Origin of the sequence: Thermogemmatispora sp., from assembly GCF_019683755.1 — a bacterium.
Classification (GTDB): Bacteria; Chloroflexota; Ktedonobacteria; order Ktedonobacterales; family Ktedonobacteraceae; genus Thermogemmatispora.
Map to the genome: position 1 here is coordinate 1 of NZ_JADGHT010000051.1, position 19,136 is coordinate 19,136.

The 19,136-nt window shown below is 57.9% G+C and carries 14 protein-coding genes, 2 tRNA genes and 1 pseudogene; 3 read left to right on the forward strand and 14 right to left on the reverse strand.

Going from position 1 to position 19,136, the window contains the following annotated elements; all coding sequences use genetic code 11:
- From IRZ24_RS05730 to IRZ24_RS05770, 9 genes and pseudogenes are all read right to left on the reverse strand, one after another.
- Positions 1-215 (reverse strand): annotated as a pseudogene (locus IRZ24_RS05730) (hypothetical protein); the annotation flags it as partial.
- Positions 216-679: 464 nt separating this feature from the next.
- Positions 680-1,252: a hypothetical protein gene (locus IRZ24_RS05735; protein ID WP_297161069.1), complete on the reverse strand. Its 573-nt coding sequence runs from the start codon at positions 1,250-1,252 to the stop codon at positions 680-682.
- Positions 1,253-1,656: 404 nt separating this feature from the next.
- Positions 1,657-2,202, reverse strand: a complete 546-nt coding sequence (locus IRZ24_RS05740) for a DUF4870 domain-containing protein (protein WP_297161070.1) — start codon at positions 2,200-2,202, stop codon at positions 1,657-1,659.
- A 534-nt stretch (positions 2,203-2,736) separates the two neighbouring features.
- Positions 2,737-5,382 (reverse strand): endopeptidase La, encoded by a 2,646-nt coding sequence (lon, locus tag IRZ24_RS05745; protein ID WP_297161072.1) that lies wholly within the window; start codon positions 5,380-5,382, stop codon positions 2,737-2,739.
- Between the two features lie 451 nt (positions 5,383-5,833).
- Positions 5,834-7,114 (reverse strand): ATP-dependent Clp protease ATP-binding subunit ClpX, encoded by a 1,281-nt coding sequence (gene clpX, locus IRZ24_RS05750; protein WP_297161074.1) that lies wholly within the window; start codon positions 7,112-7,114, stop codon positions 5,834-5,836.
- 51 nt (positions 7,115-7,165) lie between these two features.
- The gene (gene tig, locus IRZ24_RS05755; protein WP_297161076.1) at positions 7,166-8,641 is read right to left on the reverse strand and encodes a trigger factor; all 1,476 of its coding nucleotides are present in this window, start codon (positions 8,639-8,641) and stop codon (positions 7,166-7,168) included.
- Positions 8,638-8,787, reverse strand: coding sequence for a hypothetical protein (locus IRZ24_RS05760; RefSeq protein WP_297161078.1), 150 nt, complete (start codon positions 8,785-8,787; stop codon positions 8,638-8,640). Before IRZ24_RS05760 ends, tig begins: the two co-directional genes overlap by 4 nt.
- Before the next feature lie 458 nt (positions 8,788-9,245).
- Positions 9,246-9,332: transfer RNA gene (locus IRZ24_RS05765), tRNA-Leu, on the reverse strand.
- A gap of 109 nt (positions 9,333-9,441) precedes the next feature.
- Positions 9,442-9,524: transfer RNA gene (locus IRZ24_RS05770), tRNA-Leu, on the reverse strand.
- A gap of 324 nt (positions 9,525-9,848) precedes the next feature.
- On the opposite strand from IRZ24_RS05770, the gene ppk1 reads away from it, so the two are divergent.
- Entirely contained in the window at positions 9,849-12,017 is a 2,169-nt protein-coding gene (ppk1, locus tag IRZ24_RS05775) for a polyphosphate kinase 1 (RefSeq protein WP_297161080.1), read from the forward strand.
- 124 nt (positions 12,018-12,141) lie between these two features.
- Here the strand turns inward: ppk1 and IRZ24_RS05780 are convergent, their stop codons facing one another.
- From IRZ24_RS05780 to IRZ24_RS05790, 3 genes are read right to left on the reverse strand one after another with little or no spacing between them, the layout of a single operon-like run.
- Positions 12,142-13,113, reverse strand: a complete 972-nt coding sequence (locus IRZ24_RS05780; RefSeq protein WP_297161082.1) for a class I SAM-dependent methyltransferase — start codon at positions 13,111-13,113, stop codon at positions 12,142-12,144.
- Positions 13,114-13,120: 7 nt separating this feature from the next.
- A complete protein-coding gene (locus IRZ24_RS05785) occupies positions 13,121-13,963 on the reverse strand; it encodes a class I SAM-dependent methyltransferase (RefSeq protein WP_297161084.1) in 843 nt (280 codons plus the stop codon).
- 10 nt (positions 13,964-13,973) lie between these two features.
- Complete coding sequence (locus IRZ24_RS05790) at positions 13,974-14,129, reverse strand: hypothetical protein (RefSeq protein WP_297161086.1); 156 nt, start codon at positions 14,127-14,129, stop codon at positions 13,974-13,976.
- Positions 14,130-14,384: 255 nt separating this feature from the next.
- Here IRZ24_RS05790 and IRZ24_RS05795 point away from each other — a divergent pair, with 255 nt between their 5' ends.
- Both IRZ24_RS05795 and IRZ24_RS05800 read left to right on the forward strand, forming a co-directional pair.
- On the forward strand, positions 14,385-15,299 hold the full coding sequence (locus tag IRZ24_RS05795; RefSeq protein ID WP_297161088.1) for a fumarylacetoacetate hydrolase family protein: 915 nt from the start codon (positions 14,385-14,387) through the stop codon (positions 15,297-15,299).
- A gap of 143 nt (positions 15,300-15,442) precedes the next feature.
- The gene (locus IRZ24_RS05800) at positions 15,443-16,888 is read left to right on the forward strand and encodes an aldehyde dehydrogenase family protein (protein WP_297161090.1); all 1,446 of its coding nucleotides are present in this window, start codon (positions 15,443-15,445) and stop codon (positions 16,886-16,888) included.
- Positions 16,889-16,963: 75 nt separating this feature from the next.
- Here the strand turns inward: IRZ24_RS05800 and IRZ24_RS05805 are convergent, their stop codons facing one another.
- Complete coding sequence (locus IRZ24_RS05805; RefSeq protein WP_297161092.1) at positions 16,964-17,671, reverse strand: response regulator transcription factor; 708 nt, start codon at positions 17,669-17,671, stop codon at positions 16,964-16,966.
- Positions 17,668-18,972, reverse strand: coding sequence for a GAF domain-containing sensor histidine kinase (locus tag IRZ24_RS05810; RefSeq protein ID WP_297161093.1), 1,305 nt, complete (start codon positions 18,970-18,972; stop codon positions 17,668-17,670). Before IRZ24_RS05810 ends, IRZ24_RS05805 begins: the two co-directional genes overlap by 4 nt.
- Positions 18,973-19,136 lie beyond the last annotated feature (164 nt).

Here is a 19,136-nt window from a genome sequence, read left to right on the forward strand (position 1 = left end):
GTATAATAGTGTTGCTGTTGTTGCTGCTGTTGTTGCTGCTGACCGAAAGGACTGTAACCATAAGGGGAGCCACCTAACCCAGTCGGAGGGCCACCATATCCTCCGGCTCCCCCAGCTCCTCCATATCCTCGATAGCCCTCGTAACTGGGGCCGGGTTGCTGGGGCTGTTGTGACTCAGGGCCCTGTGCTGGCTGTTGATTTGGATTCCAACTCATAGGTGCTCACCCCTCCTGCTCTCTTACCTTCTCTGCCTTTAGGGAAGCTGGTGCCCCTTTGGAGAGGAAGGCGGCGGCTCCCACCTGCCTCGCCAGGGACGCCCTAGGTTACGTTCAACAATTGCCATCGTGTAGAATTGCAGGACGCAGCTAGAGGCTAAAGCTGAGCGAGTCCCCTTCCTCAACTCAAGCAGCCGATCTGCTGCGCTGTCTTCTACCATTACGTCGGAGGCCCGAGCAGGGTTGTAAACTGCGCGTAGAGGACGAGCGAACCGCTAGCTAGCCCACGGGCTGACCCATCGGCTAGCTAGCCAGACGGTACGGTAAAGATCTGGATGTTACCAGGGGAAACCAACCGGTTTGGCGCACAGCCATACCTGTAGAGGGTGCACCTTCTCATGTGGGCTGGCTCTCTGGCTGGCTTAACGCTAGCCTATTCGTGGCTTGCTTCCTGACATTCTGCCTCAAAGGGTGGGACCAACGGGGCTACTGTAACGCTCGGCATAATCGCCAATCACCGGTAACCGGATGTGGCGGCCCAGGAACGACAGAACGATCAGGGCGGCCCAGCCCAGGACTGAGGCGATCTGTATCAGATCAGCCAGGAATCCAGCCACCGCGCCGACCACCGGTATGAAGCCCACAAGCCGTAGAGCCATAATGACAATAGTGATCAGTCCGAAGAGAATCAATGACTGCATGGCGTGGAAGCGTACAAAGCGATTGCGCTTCTCCGTCACAAAAATGATCAGCCCACTGAGCCAGAAAAGCGCATAGGCTAAAGCGGCTGCCACGGGAGCTGGCAGGCCCGAGGAGGTTGGCGCGTTGGCCTCTGTAGCAATAGCAGCATCCTCGGCAGAGGCGAAATTCGACCTGCGCCACTGGCCATAACGGTACTGCTGTTGTTGCTGCTGGCCATACTGACTATAGGGATCATAGGCATTCTGGCCGCTACTGTATTGATAGCCTTGCTGCGACGGATAATGGTTCTCGTAGGGCGGCGGTGTCGATTCCTGCGGATTTGGATTCCAGCTCATCTTTCTCCACTCACTCTTGGGGAATGAAAACGCTGCTGTTAACTGCTCCCACTATCTATATGTTATTACGCACAGGGAACGACCAGAGTTGTAGGAGATCTGGGAGACTTAACAGAGCTGGCGTGTTTCCATCAAGGAGCCGTCGCAGGCCTCACTTTGGAGGCAGTAAGGGCCAGGAAGGCGGAAAAGGCTCGATGAAGGGAAGAGAGGAGAATACGGATGAGCTTTTCCTCTCTTCGCCTTCACTACTTCACCTGGCGATCCAGGCGACACGGATAGAGTGGCGCTAGACTCTGACTTGCGCGTTCAGCTCAGGTCTAGCGCCTAAACGCTGATGCCGGTCTTGCCCGCCGGAGAGCGCAGGGCCATACCTCTTGAATCGCAGCGAGCCGTCGCAGATCGAGCTAAAGGCCCATACCGGCAGGGGGTGTAGTAGCGTAGCGCTCAGCATAGTCTCCAATGACCGGCAACTTCAAGTACTTTCCCTGGAAGGCCGTGATGAGCAGGAAGACCCAGGAAACGAAGCCTACCAGGAGGAGGAGCCCCAGCAAGCAGAAGGCAAACAGCCCTATCAGGGGGACCATCTCCAAGACTCCCAGTACTAGTGACAGGACAGTTAAGAAGCCGAACCAGATGAGCGACTGCATGGCATGGAAGCGCACAAAGCGATTCTGCTTCTCCATAAGGAAGAAGATCAAGCCAGTGAGCCAGCCCAAGACGTAGCTCAGGCCGGCAGCGGTGTTGGCCTCCATGCCCATCGAGGTGGGGCCAAGGGCGCTTGCTGTGCCATAGGGCTGCTGACCATACTGCGCCTGTCCATAAGCGGGGCCAGGACCATAAGGATTATTGGGAGGGGAACCATACGCACCACCCGATTGCGAGGAATATCCTCCATACTGACCGCTGCCCGGCTGGTTAGGGTCCTGTCCAGGAGTAGGATTCCAACTCATTATCAATGCTCCTCTTTCTGCTCTCTTCAAAGAGAGAACTGTGATGAAGAATGGAGAAAGCTCTGCACGACCACTGACAGAGCAAGCGAGTGGACTAGCGCAGAAAGCCTGCAGGAACCATGAACTGCCCGGCACAGTTCTGATGAGCCCCTTGAGCATACGTGGACGCTATACCTCTCTCCTGGCCATTGCCCTTTTTCTGACCGCTGTCCATCGGCACCATGCATGGTCTTTGTCCGTCTCCCCCCAAAGCAAGTCTACACGTGCCAGGCCGGGCAGGCCACTCCCACGGCCACTCTCCATTTCAAGAGAGGGTAGCGCAGCATAGTCAGGTACATTAAGTCTCAGCACGGTTACCGGCTGTGGCAAGCCCAGCAGCACAATGGACAGCCGCTTTCTCTCATGCAGACAACACAGCGCTACGCAGAGATTCCTCACTTAAGAGTAAACGTCTCATCTCAGGATTCCTAAAAGGTCAATATTGGCTCGTGACCGGGCAGACAGGTCAGTAGCGGACAAGAGAACCAGGCAGTCTCACCTCTTCCGCTCAGGTGTCTCATCCGAAGCGCGTGCCCCTAGTTGCGCCTGTGGCAGATCAGCAGCATGATCCTCCTGAGCGGGAAGGATCAGCGACGGCTGCTCTTGGGGTTCTCCTCCCTGTCGGAGCGGCTCTTCCAGCTTACGGTTTTCGATAGCAGCCTGGCGCGAGCGAGAGCGCCCACGAGAGGCAGGCACACGCTCATCGAGCTGCAAAGGACGCGGCTCCGCTAGCGCCTGACTCTCGCTGTCGGCCTCAGCCTCTGCAGCAGAAGGCTCAGCAAGAGCCGTGGCAATCACCTGGTCCATTGTCTCGACCAGCGTAAAGCGGATCTGCTGACGAATGCGGGCCGGGATTTCCATCAGGTCCTTTTTATTCTCTGCCGGGACCACAATATGGCGCAGGCCAGCCTGATGGGCAGCTAGAATCTTCTCTTTCAGGCCACCTACGCCGAGCACTCGCCCCCGCAGCGTAATCTCCCCGGTCATGGCCACATCACCGCGCACCGGACGGCGAGTCAGAGCAGAAATCAGAGCTGTGGCAATCGTGATTCCGGCGGAGGGGCCATCCTTAGGGATAGCGTTTTCTGGTAGATGGATATGCAAATCCGTGACATCCTGGAAATTGGGGTCGATGTTCAGCTCAGTGGCCCGCGAGCGGATATACGAGAGGGCCGCGATAGCTGATTCGCGCATGACGTCGCCAAGCTGGCCTGTGATCAGCAGCTCACCTTTGCCCGTCATCGTCACCACCTCGACCGGCAGGAGAATGCCTCCATTCTCAGTGACCGCCAGTCCCATAGCTGCCCCAACCTGCATATGCATATTGAGGGGCGGCGTTGAGTAACGGGGCATTCCAAGGTACTGTTCGAGAGAGGAGGTAGTGAGGCGGAGATGAGTCGAGGGGCGAGCGATAATGCGGCGTGCGGCCTTACGACAGATCGTGGCTAGCTGGCGCTCCAGATTACGTACACCCGCTTCGCGCGTATAGTCCGTCACAATGCGCTCCATTACCGAGCGCGGGATCTTCAACTGCTCTGGGGTCAGACCATGCTCGGCTAAAACCTTGGGCAACAAGTGGCGTAGGCCGATATTGACCTTCTCTTCCAGCATGTAGCCAGGAACCTCGATGATGTCCATGCGATCGGCCAGCGGGCGCGGAATCTGATACTTAACATTGCCGGTGCAGATAAAGAAGACCTCCGAGAGATCGTACGGGACCTCCAAATAGTGGTCAACGAACTGGGAATTCTGCTCGGGATCAAGCACCTCCAGCAAGGCAGCCGCTGGATCGCCGCGATACTCCGATGAGAGCTTGTCGATCTCATCGAGCAAAAAGACCGGATTGCGCACACCCGCGGATTTCATCGACTGGATGATACGCCCGGGCAAAGCTCCAACATAGGTGCGCCGATGACCACGAATTTCGGCCTCATCATGGACCCCACCCAGGGCGATACGCACAAATTTGCGCCCCAGGGCGCGGGCAATCGATTGACCCAGTGAGGTCTTTCCAACGCCCGGAGGACCGATAAAACAGAGAATCTGCCCTTGGCTGCCCCGCTGAGGCTGGCCTTGCTCACTGGCGCGCTGCAGGCGCAACTGGCGCACGGCCAGAAACTCAATGATGCGCTCCTTGATGCTCTCCAGGCCGTAGTGATCCTCATCCAAAATGCGGCGAGTGCGCTCCAGATCGAAGCTATCCACGGTGCGCTCGTTCCAAGGCAAAGCCAACATCCAATCAATGTATGAGCGCACTACAGCGATCTCAGCCGATTGAGGTGGCATATGCTCTAAGCGATCGATCTCCTTGCGCACCTTCGCCGCCGCCTCGGGAGGCAGATTCTTCTGCCGTAAGCGCTCACGCAGCTCATCGGCTTCCGAAGGCGTCTCCATGCCCAGCTCCTCTTGAATCGCGCGCAATTGCTCTCGCAGATAGAATTCCTTCTGCGAGCGATCCACCTGCGAGCGCACGCGATTGCGGATCACCGACTCTAGTTCCAGAATCTCGATCTCGTTGCCGATAAAGACGCAGACCTTTTCTAAGCGCGCCAAGGGATCAAAGGTCTCTAACAGATCCTGCTGCTGAGCAACATCGCTCACCACATGAGCAGCCAGCATATCGGCAAGACGAGCCGGGGACTTAATAGCCACGATCGAATTGATGTCCTCGACCGAGAAACGACGGTTGAGCTGGGCATAATGCTCGAAGAGGTTGGTAGCATGTCGTACGAGAGCATCAGCCTGGGGACCCTGCGCCTGGGGTTCAGGAGGCACCTCTACACTCACCCGCATGAACGGCTCCAGATCCTGAAACTCCACCAAGCGCACACGGCGCAGGCCATTGAGCAGCACCTGCAGGCTCCCATCGGGCTGACGATGGACAGTCACAATTTCAACCAGGGCGCCACAGCCATAGAGGTCCGCAGGCTGGGGGTCCTCAACCTCAGAGGAGCGCTGCGCCACCGTGACAAGCATACGGTCAGCACGTAACAGCGCTTCTTCAACAGCCCGCACCGACTTCTCTCGCGCAATCGCCAGGGACATGCGTGTGCGCGGGAAGACCACCATGTTTTTCAGGGCTACAAGCGGATAGACCTCTATCGCCTCTGGCTCCACCGATGGGCGTTGCTGCTCATTCATGAGTTCCGCCTATCTACTATCTATTATTTCTCTTCCCTATATATAGACTATACACAAGATAATCGTTGATTTTTCAAGAGCTTTCTCACAGAGAAGTCAATAGCTCTTTATGCAGTCAAGCAACAGGAAGCGGACCATCGACCATAGACGCTAAAGGACCACCTGACTTAGCGACCGCTCGCTCAGACCTCCCACCCCTTGCCTCGCCCTGGCTTTCGACCGTCATCGCCTTCCCGCTCTTGCTCCTGCCCGCCTAGAGAGCAGCGAGCCATCCACGCCTGAGTGACGTGAGTATACCACTCTGGTACTGGTAGCGCCGACGCTCTGCCGCAAGGCCATGCGCCATTAACCTAGCGGCCATCCGCACCCCCTTGCAGCCTGGCCGCCTTGCTCCTGACATACAGCCAAGCAAGCGACTAGTCAGAGCAAGAGAAAAACAGATGAGTCTGCATTACGCAGACTCATCCTCAGAGTAGGCGGCGGTGCGCTCGCTGCGCGTGACCAGCAGCGGTTTATGCCGCTGAGCGATCACATCACCATTAATAATGACCTTTTTCACATCGGCACGCGAAGGTATCTCATACATCACATCAAGCAGCACATCCTCGATGATGCTGCGCAAACCGCGTGCTCCGGTCTTACGCTTCAGAGCGCACTCAGCAGCGGCTTCGAGCGCGTCGGGAGTAAAGACCAACTCGACGCGGTCAAGCTGAAAGATCTTCTGATACTGCTTGACAATAGCATTTTTGGGTTCTGTCAGGATGCGGATCAGCGCATCCTTATCGAGATCATCGAGAGCGACCACGACCGGCAGACGCCCGATGAACTCGGGAATCAGCCCATACTTCAGCAGGTCTTCAGGGATCACCTGCGAAAGCACGGACTCTTGAGGGCGCTTCTCAGCCTCAACCACAGACTTCTTGAAACCGATAGTGCGGTTGCTTCCCAAACGCTGCTCGACGATTTTATCGAGGCCTTCGAAGGCGCCGCCACAGATAAAGAGAATATTCGACGTATTAATCTGGATAAAGTCTTGATGTGGATGCTTGCGGCCACCCTGGGGGGGCACATTAGCGATTGTGCCCTCGATGATCTTCAGGAGGGCCTGCTGCACACCTTCGCCGGAGACATCGCGCGTGATCGAGGGATTGTCAGACTTGCGGGCGATCTTGTCGATCTCATCGATGTAGACGATACCGCGCTCGGCCCGTGCCACATCGAAATCGGCAGCCTGGATCAGGCGTAGCAGAATGTTCTCCACATCCTCGCCCACATAGCCAGCTTCCGTGAGGGCCGTGGCATCGGCAATGCAGAAAGGTACATCGAGAATTTTCGCCAGAGTCTGCGCCAGCAGCGTCTTTCCGCAGCCCGTGGGGCCGATGAGCAGAATATTGCTCTTGCCCAACTCGACATCATCGATCTGCATCCCCACACTAATACGCTTGTAATGGTTATAAACAGCCACCGCCAGCGTCTTCTTGGCCCGCTCCTGTCCAATCACATACTGACTTAACTGCTCATAGATCTTCTTCGGAGTCGGAATCTTACCCGTTTGAAGACGCGGCTTGCTAAAAGTGGCCTGCTCCTCCTCGATGATCTCGCGGCAAAGATCGATGCACTCGTCGCAGATGTAGACCCCAGATGGGCCGGCAATCAGCCGCTGGACCTGATCCTGGCTCTTGCCACAAAAAGAGCAGCGATAGGTTGTCCGAATATTCTTTGAGTTTGCCACGTCCGTTGTTACCTTTCCCTCAATTACGACGCTTGAGTCTTAGCCGGAGTTTTACTGTTGGCCATTAGAGTCGACAGGCGCCCTCTCCTCGTCTACTACTATTGTAGCAGGAGCGGAAGATGTCGCCTCGCTGGTCTGTTCAGCAGCCGGCGTTGGCGCAGCCTCCGTCTCAGCCACAGCGGTCTCACTCTTCGCCGTCTTTACTTGCTGACCCTGGGACGTCTGCTCTTCACCTACTGCTGCCTGCTGCTCTCCCTCCTCCGCCGGACGTGTCGCTAGCTCCACCAGGCGCGAAAGCGCTTTCTCACGCCGCAAACTGATCACCAAGGCCCGTATCTGGGCCTCACTGCGCTGCAGCGGCTGCCCTGCCTGGGCATACATGCGAAAAACACCCTCAACCTCTTCCGGCGTCACTTCGATCCCTTCCCGCCTGGCAACTTCATCCAGGACCAACTGCTGCTTGACGCGCCTCTCCGCATCGGGCTCCAGTTCCTTCATATACTCTTCTCGACTCTTACGCATCAGCAACAGATATTGATCGAGGGACATGCGCTGTCTCTCAAGCATATGAGACAGCTCGTGTAACATGTCTTCGACCTCTTCCTTAATCAGGATCGGATGGAGCACAAAGCGGGACTGGGCCACGACGGCTTCGAGGACCTTCTCGCGCAACTCCTGACGCTTCTGGCGCTCCTTGCGGTCCTGGATAGCATCGCTAATGACCTTACGCAGGTCTTCCAGGGTTTCATACTGGCCGACGCGCGCGGCGAAGGCGTCATCCAACTCGGGCAGCACCTTCTCCTCAACCCGCCGGAGAGTTACCTCGTAGTGGGCCTCCTTGCCGGCCAGCTCTTCATTGCCGTAGTCGGAGGGAATGGTCAGCGTGAAGCTCTTACTTTCGCCGACCTGCATGCCAATGATCTGCTCATCCATGCCGGCGAAGAGGCCGGGCCGCCCTGTCGTCAGCTCAAAAGGATTGTCCTTATAGTCGGAAATAGTCCGACCCTCAACAGTCAGCTTGAGGTCTACCGTTACCCGGTCCCCGACCTGGGCGGGGCGATCAACTTGCTGCCAGCTTGCATGCTGGTTACGCAGTGACTCCAATTCCCGCTCCACCTCCTCCGCCGTCACCATGACCTCCTCATCTTCGAAGTGCAGCGAGCGATAATCTCCCAACTCCACAGGGGTCAAAATAGGAACCTTCAAGCGGAAGTGGTAGGGCTGCCCCATTTCGAACATGGGGGCATCCAGCTCCGGCTGCGCGAGCGGGGTAAGCTGATGCTCCTTGATCGCTTCGCGGTAGGCCTCGCTGATCAGATCATCAAGACCTTCCTGATAAATGTACTCCTTGCCCAACTTGCGTTCAAGCAAGGAGCGGGGTGCTTTGCCCCGACGAAACCCTTGAATGTCAACCTGCTGTACTAGCTTACGATAAGCCTTATCCGAAGCCTTTTCCACCTCTTCCCAGGTGAGATCTACCTCTAGGACGGCTTCGCTGGTCGGTAATTTCTCAACTGTGACCTTCACTGTTCCTCCAACACAAGCAGCATCATCGTATGGACGCGCCGTCTGGCATGTCGCCCGCTAGCATGACAGAGCAGCGTGACTTGGCACGGCACAACGAGGAGCAGCAGGCAGGCAGGCAGGTAGGCATAGCCTCGCTTTATTAGCACAATACACCCTGCTTGGCGCTCTCGGCCATTGTTTGTTGCCGGACTGATGAGCTAATTGAGCTACCAGCTAGCGCTTTGGCCCTGATCCCCAGGGGACTGCGCTCCTTCGCTCGTTTGCTACTTCTCCAGCAACCTTTGCTGGTCCGGTGACAGCCCGCCTGGTCTCTTCGCCCGCCAGGATGACTCAGGGAAAGACAGCGGGAAATGGCGGCGCTCAGGGGAGCCTCTGGTCGGCTTGTGAGTTGGCTCGGGCCTGGCGAGCAGGCAAGCTAGCTGGTTAATCGCCTGATGCCTTCTCCCTACTGATCTCAACCGCCGGGGGCGGGATAAGAATGCTCTGCCTGCTTGCCTACCCCCGAGCCACTGCTTGCCTCTTCCTGTCCGTACCGCGGCGCAGGTCCTCCGTTAACAGACGGAAGGAGCTACCCACGCTGCAACTGACTCCGGGACCGTTGTGATGGTGGGCGGTGAGAGACTCGAACTCTCACGGTTTTACAACCAACGGATCCTAAGTCCGTCCTGTCTACCAATTTCAGCAACCGCCCATGTCGATACTCCAGCGTGAACACGCTGCCAACCGTCAGGCTGCAGGAGTGCCCTTCTGAGTCTATCTGCACTTCTCTTGGCACTCCCGCAGCCTTGTTATGGGGCCAGTGGGCGGTGAGAGACTCGAACTCTCACGGTTTTACACCAACGGATCCTAAGTCCGTCCTGTCTACCAATTTCAGCAACCGCCCATGTCAGCCTTGCAGCGTGAACACGCTGCCAGCCGTTGTGCTTCAGGGGTGCCGCTCCTCGCACACACACCCCTGCTGTCTTGTAAGGGGATGAAACGCTCTTACCTGAGTGATGATACATCAGGGGGGCTATCAGTGTCAAGGTGAGCACTCTCTCCGGCCTAAGAGGGGGAAGGCTATGTCCCGAAGGCCCTGCGTGGCTATTTGGCCTGGCCTTGGTTTGGCAGACAACGGAGGTTTGACTCTCTGGCTGGACAATCCGTGCTATCATAAAGCTAAGGAGAAGCCTGCCAGGCTAAGGGGCAGAAACCATCTAAAGAGAGCATGGAGCAGCCGCCACTTTCCTCATCTACCTCGTCCTCGATGGACCTGGAACGACCCGATCTCTATATCAACCGAGAGTTAAGCTGGATCGAGTTTAATCGGCGTGTCTTTGAGGAGGCTCAGGATAGCCGTCATCCTCTATTAGAGCGGGTGAAGTTTTTGTCTATTTTTGACACGAACCTCGATGAATTTATGATGATTCGCGTGGCCGGCCTGAAGGATAAGGTCGCTGCCCGTGTGACGACGCCCAGCCCTGACGGCCTCAGTGCCGAGGAGCAGCTACGCGAGGTCCGTCGGCGTCTGGCCCCGCTGGTTCAGGAGGTGCGCCGCTACTGGCGCCAGGAGCTGCTACCACGCTTGGCAGAACAACACATCTATATTCTTGATTATGAACAACTCGATGAGGAGCAGCGGGCCGCTCTGGCAGAGTATTTCGAGTATGAGATTTTTCCAGTGCTGACGCCATTGGCTGTCGACCCAGGCCACCCTTTCCCGCACATTTCGAACCGTAGCCTCAATCTGGCGGTCGTCATTAATGATGCTGTCCACGGCGAGCGTTTTGCACGTGTGAAGGTACCTCCTCGCCTGCCACGCTTTATTCAGGTCCCGCTACCATTGCACGCTCGTGCTGTCTCAGGGGTGCAGCCGGTGGCCTTTGTATGGATCGAGCAGGTGATCGCTGCCCATTTGAGCCGTCTTTTTCCGGGCATCGATGTCTGGGAATCGTACCCGTTCCGCGTCCTGCGCGACGCGGATATCGAACTGCAGGAGGATGAGGCTTCAGATCTGCTGGAGGATGTTGAGAAGAGTGTCCGTGAGCGGCGCTTTGGGTCGGTGGTCGATCTGGCCGTCAATCCGTCAATGCCGCCGCGCATTCGCAGTTTGCTGCTCGATAATCTGGAGATCGATGCTTCGGATCTGACGGTGATCGATGGCCCGCTGGGTATGGGCGACCTGATGGAGCTGCATGCTCTCAATCGCCCCGATTTAAAGGACCCGCCGTTTACGCCCCGCGTTCCTCGTTTGCTTTCAAAGTACTGCGGCGACCTCTTTGCGGCGATCCGTGAGCAGGATCTGCTGCTGCATCGCCCCTACGACAGCTTCAATGTGGTGGTGGACTTTATCCGCGCAGCGGCCACTGATCCCCAGGTATTGGCGATTAAGCAGACGCTCTACCGCGTGGGAACGAATTCGCCTGTGGTGCACGCTTTGCTAGAGGCGGTGGAGCATGGGAAGCAAGTGGCGACCCTGGTTGAGCTGAAGGCTCGCTTCGATGAGGAGAATAATATTGAGTGGGCTCGGGCGCTGGAGCGGGCTGGTGTCCATGTGGTCTATGGCTTGATCGGCCTGAAAACACATGCTAAGGTGGCTCTGGTGGTGCGCCGTGAACCCGACGGGCTGCGTCGCTATGTTCACCTGAGTACGGGGAATTATAATGCAATGACTGCCCGTACCTATGAGGATTTTTGCTTGCTGACTTGCGATCCAGTGATCGGGGCCGATATTTCTGATCTCTTTAATTCTTTGACCGGTTACTCCCGCTTGAACGCTTATCGTAAGTTGCTGGTAGCGCCGGTCAGCCTGCGCCGCGGTATTTTGGAGCGCATTGAGCGGGAGATCCGCTTGAAGCGCGAGTATGGCTATGGCTTACTGATCTTTAAGTTGAATGCCCTGGTCGACCCAGAGATCATTTATAAGCTCTATGAAGCCTCGCAGGCTGGAGTCCGCGTAGAGCTGATTGTGCGCGGTATCTGCTGCTTGCGGCCTGGCATCCCTGGGATCAGTGAGAATATTCGTGTCCGCAGTATCGTAGGTCGCTTCTTGGAGCATAGTCGCATCTACTATTTTTACAACGGCGGCGCCGAGGAGCTGTTTCTGGGCAGCGCCGACATGATGCAGCGCAATTTGAATAATCGGGTCGAGACGCTGTTTCCCATCGAGGACCCGCGTCTGCGTCAAGCTATTCGCGAGCGGGTATTAGAGGTCTTGTTAGCTGATACGGTCAATGCGCGTGAGTTATTGCCAGATGGAACCTACACCCGTATTCGTCCGCAGCCGGGTGAGCCGCCGCTGGACTGTCAGGCCTGGTTTCTGCGTCACCCGCTGATTGAGGAGGACGATGATGACGAGGCTGGCCCGACGATCAGCGCTCTACCCTCGGGCGCTTAGCCTTTGCTCTTCTTGCTTCCGCAAAGCTTACGCTCTGGCTTTTCCTCAGTGTTCTTCCTGTCCGTTTCTGGTGTGCCAGCTTTCCCTTAGTCCGAAGACTGACCGGGCGCCCGCCCGCTGATGCTTAGTCGGCCTGACGCCTGCCATAGGCCGAGATGATGACTCCCCAGCCACAGAGATCGGGCGCCTGTAGCTCGCGTTCCGCTTGCTCTAATAAGGCCGCCAGCTCCGGCGGGCTGATGAGTCCCTGCTGAATGATCAGCGGCGTCGCCAGACGTACTTCAGTCAGGCATTGCTTGAGAAAGAGAGTCGTAATTGTTTCCACTGGTTCTGTGGCTTCAGTGCTTCTGACCAAGCTCGGCTGGGGCTGACGTCCCAGGTCGGCAATGTAGACATCGTAGGCCACTTGGCGCAGACCGGTGGCAAGTAGCATGCCATAGAGTCGGCTGGCAACGCCGAAGCTGAGTCCGCTTTGGTCCAGGGCGTAGCCAAGCTGGTACCAACAGCGATTGAAGAGCTGGCGCAGTTCGACAAAGGCGCTGCTGCTGCTCTCGCAGAGTTCAATTTCGACCAGGGTGAGCCAGCCACGAGGACGCAGCACACGCTGGCACTCGGCCAGTAGCGCTGGCCAGACGCTGGCGGCTATAAAGCGTGCACAGGCGCGCATATGGATGTAGTCAAAGGAGCGCTCGGCCAGTGGAAAGGGGCGGGTGATGTCCATGTGACGAAATTCGAGCTGGTGAAGGCCAGCACGGTTGCGCCGGGCCTGGGCCCGCTGTAGCAGGCGCCGATCAAGGTCAGCCCCACAGATAAAGAGGCGCGGATAGCGCTGCGCCAGGGAGAAGACCCACTCACCGCTGCCACAGCCTAGATCTAGCACCCGCTCTATATTCTCGATATCAATGGCCTCGGGGAAGAGGCGCCCTCCCTGCATATGAAGAAGATAGTCATGGCGAATGATTTCTTCGCGCACTTCTGGAGGGAGGTCGGCAGCAGCCGCGGAGGCAGTTGGGCGTCTGCGTCGAGTGCCGGGCCGCCGCGTTTGTTGTTCTTGCTGATTGCTGGGCTGGCCTTTGTCTGGAAATGACCGACTCATGATAGCTTTATCGCTTGCGCGCCGTCACCGAGAGAAGAGCACCAGAAGCACAGAAGGCCTCGGCTCCAAGGTCGCGCTCTGCTTCGGCGAGGAGCTTTGCAAAGGTGATTTCATCACAGCCACCCTGCGCCAGAATGAGCGCCTTTTGCTGGACCAAGTCGTGGAGAAAACGCCGGCAACAGGCTCGGCCCGCAGGGTTGTTCCATCCTCCCAGATCCACCGGGTAGAGCCGATAGCCTACCTGCCCGAAACCCTGCTCCTGCAGAAGCTGGCAGAGATGGAGAGCGCCGTCGATAAATAGACTGCTGTTCCCCGTCGTCGCTGTGCCAAAACCGTAGCCCAGTGCTTGCCAGGCAGCCATAGCGAGGGAGCGCAGGCGTTGGTAGGCTGCGCTGGACGAGGGACCAGCAAGAAAGGCGACGATATTTATCTGGCCACGCAGCAATAGCACACGCCGACACTCGCGCAATAAAGCCGGCCACAGGGCAGGGCGTAGCAGCGGTCCCCTGAGAAAGAGATGTACCAGATCAAAAAAGTTGCCAGCAAATGGCAGGGACTCGGCAAGATCAATTTCTGCTATGCTCAGCCGACGCAAGACTGTCTCATCGAGTCGCTGCCAGCAGGCAGCGAGCGCGCGGGCGCTGGCAAAGAGAGCTACTACGCTCAGCGCGGGATAGGCACGCACAACCGCCGGCGCCCAGGCCAGATCAGCATAGCTCAAGTGTAGGATACGCCTGAGATGCTTGACTTCGATCTCTGGCGGGAAGAGTCCATGCTGAGCGTGATATAGATGCTGTAGCTCCTCCGGCTCAGGAATACTGTATAAGAGCTTCTCTTCTGTGTGGTCCATTACATGCTTTCTACGAGCGGCGCCTACCCGGCAGATCGCAGCGCGACCGGGGGAGAATCGAGACCAGCCCCAGAGCTGACTGAGGATGATGCCGCCGCGAGGGTGAGAAGGAGAGAATTAGCTCCTTATCGCGCAGGCTCGCGCTCCGGCTGCTTGGCCGCGCCATCTCCGATCACTCCTGCAGGCAGCGCACTTACTTGCCTCTCTTCAACCCGCAACTGAACTATAATGTGCTTTATAAATATGCATTGATAATGACGAGCGAGCCTCTTCTCGGTAACAGGGGACTGGCCAGAGCGATGTGCAAGGTTGTTCAGCGGCAGAGGTTGACAGGCTGGCGCATGGGGGCTATATGGTTAGAAGATGCACTTCATTTGAAGCTTCCGCATCGCCACAGCAAGCAAGGACAAGGAGTATAGTCATGCAGATCATTCGGTATCGCGACACCGACGGTCGCGAGCGCGTGGGGCTGCTCACTGGAGCCGGCACGGTGCGGGCCTTTCCCGAGGCTGGTCAGCGTCTTTGCGATCTCTGGACCCTGCGCGCTACCGAGCTTCGTGCCCTGGTGAGTGCGGTAGCGGCGCGCGGAGAGCCGGCGGAAGCCGGGCCACCCTGGCTGGCCCCGATCGATGGAGAGAGCGAGGTCTGGGCCGCCGGGGTGACCTACAAGCGTTCTGAGGAAGCACGGCGTGAGGAGAGCGCTACGCCGGACATCTATGCGCGTGTCTACAAGGCAGAGCGCCCAGAGCTATTCTTTAAGGCGAATCCACGGCGAGTGGCCGGTCCCGAGGCGGCGATCGCCATCCGTTCCGATTCGGACTGGGATGTACCCGAGCCAGAGCTAACGCTTGTGATCAACTCCCACGCTGAGATTGTCGGCTACACTATTGGCAACGATGTCAGCTCCCGCAGCATCGAAGGAGAAAATCCCCTCTACCTTCCTCAGGCCAAAGTCTATGCTGGCAGTTGTGCCCTCGGCCCTACCATCGTCCCAGCTTGGGAAATTCCTGATCCCTACGCCTTGAGGATCGAACTCACGATCGAACGTAACGGGCAAATATGCTGGCAGGGTCGCAGTTCGACCGCTGATCTGCGGCGCCGCCTCGAGGACCTGGTCGCCTACCTTTTTCGTGAGGATGAGTTTCCCGCCGGCGTTTTTCTCTGCAGCGGTACCGCCCTGGTGCCCGAGCGACCGTTTACGCTCCAGGCCGGCGACGTGGTCAGCATTACGATTGCAGGTCTTGGGACATTGCGCAACCGCGTAGTGCGCGGCAGACTGGCTTTGAAAGCGGCGAGCGGCGATCAGTCTTCCCGATCTTCTCCCAAGGCGCGATGAGTGAGCGTAGTCACACAGAGGAAAGAAGTGAATTAGGAGATAGGACATCGTTCTGATCGACTGCTTTGCTATATGAGACAGAGAAATATCATAAAACGTTTATTCAGTGTCTGAGCAGCGAGGTAGGAAGGAGAGATCTGCCTATGACCATTGAACTACGTTCGTACATCGGCGGTACCTGGCGCGAGGGGATACGCCTGAGCGATGATCTTAACCCGGCCCATCCAAGCGAGGTGGTAGCACGGACCTCGCTGGCCAGTGCGGAACTGGCAGCGGAAGCGGTCCAGGCCGCACGTTCGGCCTTCGCCGCCTGGCGCACAACGCCAGCGCCGGTGCGGGGCGACATCTTGCGTAAAGCCGCCGACCTCTTAGAGCAGCGCGCCGAGAGCGTGGGACGCGATTTGACGCGCGAGGAAGGTAAGACCCTGTCTGAGGCTATCAGCGAAACCAAGCGGGCGGTCTCTATCCTGCGCTACTATGCCGGGCAGGCCCTGGAGCCAGATGGCGAGACCTACCCGAGCAGCTCACGTGTGACCTTCCTCTATGCCCGCCGTGAGCCAGTTGGTGTAGTGAGCGTGATTACACCCTGGAACTTCCCGATTGCGATCCCTGCCTGGAAAATTGCCCCGGCTCTGGCTTACGGTAACACCGTTGTCTGGAAGCCAGCCGAGCTGGTGCCGCTAACGGCGGTGCACTTCACCCAGGCCCTCCTTGATGCTGGCCTGCCGCCTGGGGTCCTCAACCTGGTTCTTGGTAAAGGTTCCGAAGTAGGCGATATCCTGGTGACGCACCCTCAGATCGACGCCATCACCTTCACTGGTTCCAATGCTGTCGGTCGCGCACTTCAGCATAAAGCCATCGAGCATGGCAAAAAGGTGCAGCTAGAAATGGGAGGCAAAAACCCGGCGGTGGTGCTGGCCGACGCCAATCTCGAGGTTGCGGCTGAGCAGGTCGCGCGAGGAGCCTTCCTGAGCGCAGGACAAAAGTGCACAGCCACCAGTCGCGTCATTGTCGAGCGCGCCATCCTGCCGGAATTTCAGGAGCGCCTTGTAGCTCTGGCCCAGAGTTGGAAACTCGGTGATCCGCTCGAACCAGAGACCCGCGTCGGTCCGCTGGTCTCGGAGGATCAGCTGCAGAAGGTGAGCGGCTATCTGCAGCTAGCACGCCAGGAGGGGGGGCGTTTTCTGGCCGGTGGCGAGGCCACCACAATCAACGGGGAAGGCTACTACGTTCGGCCCAGCATTGTAACCGACCTTGATCAGGGCAGCCGTGTAGCTCAGGAAGAGATCTTCGGTCCAGTAGCGGCCCTGCTCCCTGCCTCCTCCTTCGAGGAGGCCGTGGCTCTGGCCAACGCCACACCATTCGGTCTCTCGGCGAGCCTCTTCACTAATAATCTTTCGCTGGCCCTGCGCTTTGCTGCCGAGATTCAGGCCGGCGTGGTCAAGATCAACCAGGAGTCGGCTGGTCTGGAGTTTCAGGTACCGTTCGGCGGCATGAAAGAAAGCTCTTCTGGCTCGCGCGAGCAGGGGAAAGCGGCTCGCGAATTCTTTACGCAGTGGAAGACGGTCTACATCGACCAGCTTCTCTGAGCCTTCTGAGCAGAGCGGGCCAGATCGCCACTGCCAGCAGCCGGCTGTCGGCATAGCATGGCTCGCTCGCTCAGCTTAGCGCCAGGAGGGATTACCCTGGAGCGTGATCAGGCCACGCTGCGCTGCCAGGGCCACAGCCTCAGTGCGATTGGTGGCCCCGAGCTTGTTCATAATAGAACTGACGTGAAACTTGGCGGTGCGCTCGCTAATCACCAGACGAGCTGCAATCTCTTTGTTGGGCATACCCTGGGCCAACAAGCGCAGGACCTCCAGCTCACGCTCAGTCAGCGGCTCGTAAGGGTAGGTAGCAGCAGACGACGACTGGCCGCTTTGAGCGGTCATGGAGACTGTAACGCTATGCTGCTGACCAACCTGGCGCAGCAGCTTCGAGGCGACTACCGGCTGTAACAGGGACCCCCCCTCCATCGTTACGCGAATAGCCTGGAAAATTTCCTCTCGCGGCGCCCCCTTGAGCAGGTAGCCACTGGCCCCCGCCCGCACCGCATGCAGAATACGCTCATCATTATCGAAGGCCGTAAAGACAATCACCCGTGGTTCAGGTTCCAGCTCAAGTAAGCGACGAATAGCCTCTACGCCATCTAGAACAGGCATCTCAAGATCTAGTAGCACAATGTCTGGCTGCGTCTCGCGCGCCCGCGCGATCGTCTCAACGCCGTTGGCAGCCTCAGCGACCACGGCAAAATCGGGCTGCGTCTCGAGTACAGCCCGCAAGCCTTCGCGTACAATTGGATGATCATCAGCAAGTAAGATGCGAATTGTCATAGCCAGGGGGACCTTTCCTGCTCCGCCCCGTGGTAGGGCAGATAGACGCTAATGGAGGTGCCGGCGCCCGGCAAGCTTTCAATACTAATCTGTGCACCGAGCAAACGGGCGCGCTCACTCATGCCGGCGAGACCAAAATGGCCCTCGCGCGTATACTCCTGAGCGCGCTCAGGATCAAAGCCTCGACCATCATCCTGTACCTGGAGCACGATCATCTTATCACGAACCGCCAGCGTCAGCGTAATATGCTCGGCGGCAGCATGTCTTAGAGCGTTGTTCAGAGCCTCCTGAGCGATACGATAGAGACCGGCCTCACAATGAGGCGAGAGCGGAGGAAAGCGGCCTGGCTCACCGCTTGATCCTGGACCAGATGGCGGCTCATAGCGATACTCTAAGTGGGCACTACTCTCGGCCCGCAAGCGCTTCACCAAGAGTGACAGCGCCTCCGGCAAAGCATGGTCCTGCAAGGGAGCGGCCCGTAGGTCCATCACTGAGCGGCGCGCCTCTTCTAGATTGCTCCGCGCCAGGGCCAGTGCGCGGCGGATCGCCGCCTGCGCCCGTTCAGGCTGCACAGAGAGCAAGGCATCGGCGGTCTCCAACTGCAAAGTAATGGCCGCCAGGCCCTGAGCCAGGGTATCGTGAATCTCGCGCGCCAGCCGGTTGCGCTCTTCAATAGTGGCCAGGCGAGCCGCGGCACGCGTGTGCTCGGCAGAGAGGCGCGCCCGCTGCAGGGCCAGACCGATCTGATCGCCGATAATATGCAGTAACTGCAGCTCTGACGAGGATAGCTCACGCCAGTCCTCGCTTGCTACATTCAGCACGCCGAGCACTGTTTCTCCCACGTGGATCGGCACACTAGCATGAAAGCGCAGTCCCCAGGAAGAGCGATCGCCCTCTCGTTCCGCATTCCTCAAGCGACTACAACGCAACACATTGATATTGGCTGCGCTGGCCAGATTGCCGCCTAGAAACGTATCCAGACAGAGGCAGCGCCCGGTCATGCGTTCAGGATGGTCGGCCAGATAAGGAGGTAAGGACTGCGAGGCGGCCAGAAACGGCTCCCCATCCCTATCAAGCAGCCAGACCCAACCTGTCTTGAGACCTAGTAGGCGCGTCACCTGATTCAAGACCTCCTGCAAAGCCTCACGCACATCAACCTTACGATTGAGCTGGCCAGCAATGATATAGAGGATCGCTAGCTCGCGGTTGCTACCCAGCAAAGAGGCAGTATCTTCCTGGACCTTACTGGCAGGAGCAAGATTATGGCTGGCGGGAGCGTGATGCCGTTCAGAGTCCATCATGTCTTTGCCTGACGACAGAAGCAGCCTACACCACGGCTCTGCTCTGACGGGCAGAGCTGAAGCTGACCGCTAAACGGCGATGTGTCCGATCCTTTCATGGGAGCCGCTAATGACCAGATCGATATTCTTTATTTAGTATATCATACAGCCCAGCACCGATAGAC

What these genes read in the sequence shown, in the direction of transcription:
- IRZ24_RS05735 (WP_297161069.1), bottom strand. Translation starts at nt 1,252, where the DNA reads ATGAGCTGGAATCCAAATCCGCAGGAATCGACACCGCCGCCCTACGAG.
- IRZ24_RS05740 (WP_297161070.1), bottom strand. Translation starts at nt 2,202, where the DNA reads ATGAGTTGGAATCCTACTCCTGGACAGGACCCTAACCAGCCGGGCAGC.
- lon (WP_297161072.1), bottom strand. Translation starts at nt 5,382, where the DNA reads ATGAATGAGCAGCAACGCCCATCGGTGGAGCCAGAGGCGATAGAGGTC.
- ppk1 (WP_297161080.1), top strand. Translation starts at nt 9,849, where the DNA reads ATGGAGCAGCCGCCACTTTCCTCATCTACCTCGTCCTCGATGGACCTG.
- IRZ24_RS05780 (WP_297161082.1), bottom strand. Translation starts at nt 13,113, where the DNA reads ATGAGTCGGTCATTTCCAGACAAAGGCCAGCCCAGCAATCAGCAAGAA.
- IRZ24_RS05785 (WP_297161084.1), bottom strand. Translation starts at nt 13,963, where the DNA reads ATGGACCACACAGAAGAGAAGCTCTTATACAGTATTCCTGAGCCGGAG.
- IRZ24_RS05790 (WP_297161086.1), bottom strand. Translation starts at nt 14,129, where the DNA reads ATGGCGCGGCCAAGCAGCCGGAGCGCGAGCCTGCGCGATAAGGAGCTA.
- IRZ24_RS05795 (WP_297161088.1), top strand. Translation starts at nt 14,385, where the DNA reads ATGCAGATCATTCGGTATCGCGACACCGACGGTCGCGAGCGCGTGGGG.
- IRZ24_RS05800 (WP_297161090.1), top strand. Translation starts at nt 15,443, where the DNA reads ATGACCATTGAACTACGTTCGTACATCGGCGGTACCTGGCGCGAGGGG.
- IRZ24_RS05805 (WP_297161092.1), bottom strand. Translation starts at nt 17,671, where the DNA reads ATGACAATTCGCATCTTACTTGCTGATGATCATCCAATTGTACGCGAA.
- IRZ24_RS05810 (WP_297161093.1), bottom strand. Translation starts at nt 18,972, where the DNA reads ATGATGGACTCTGAACGGCATCACGCTCCCGCCAGCCATAATCTTGCT.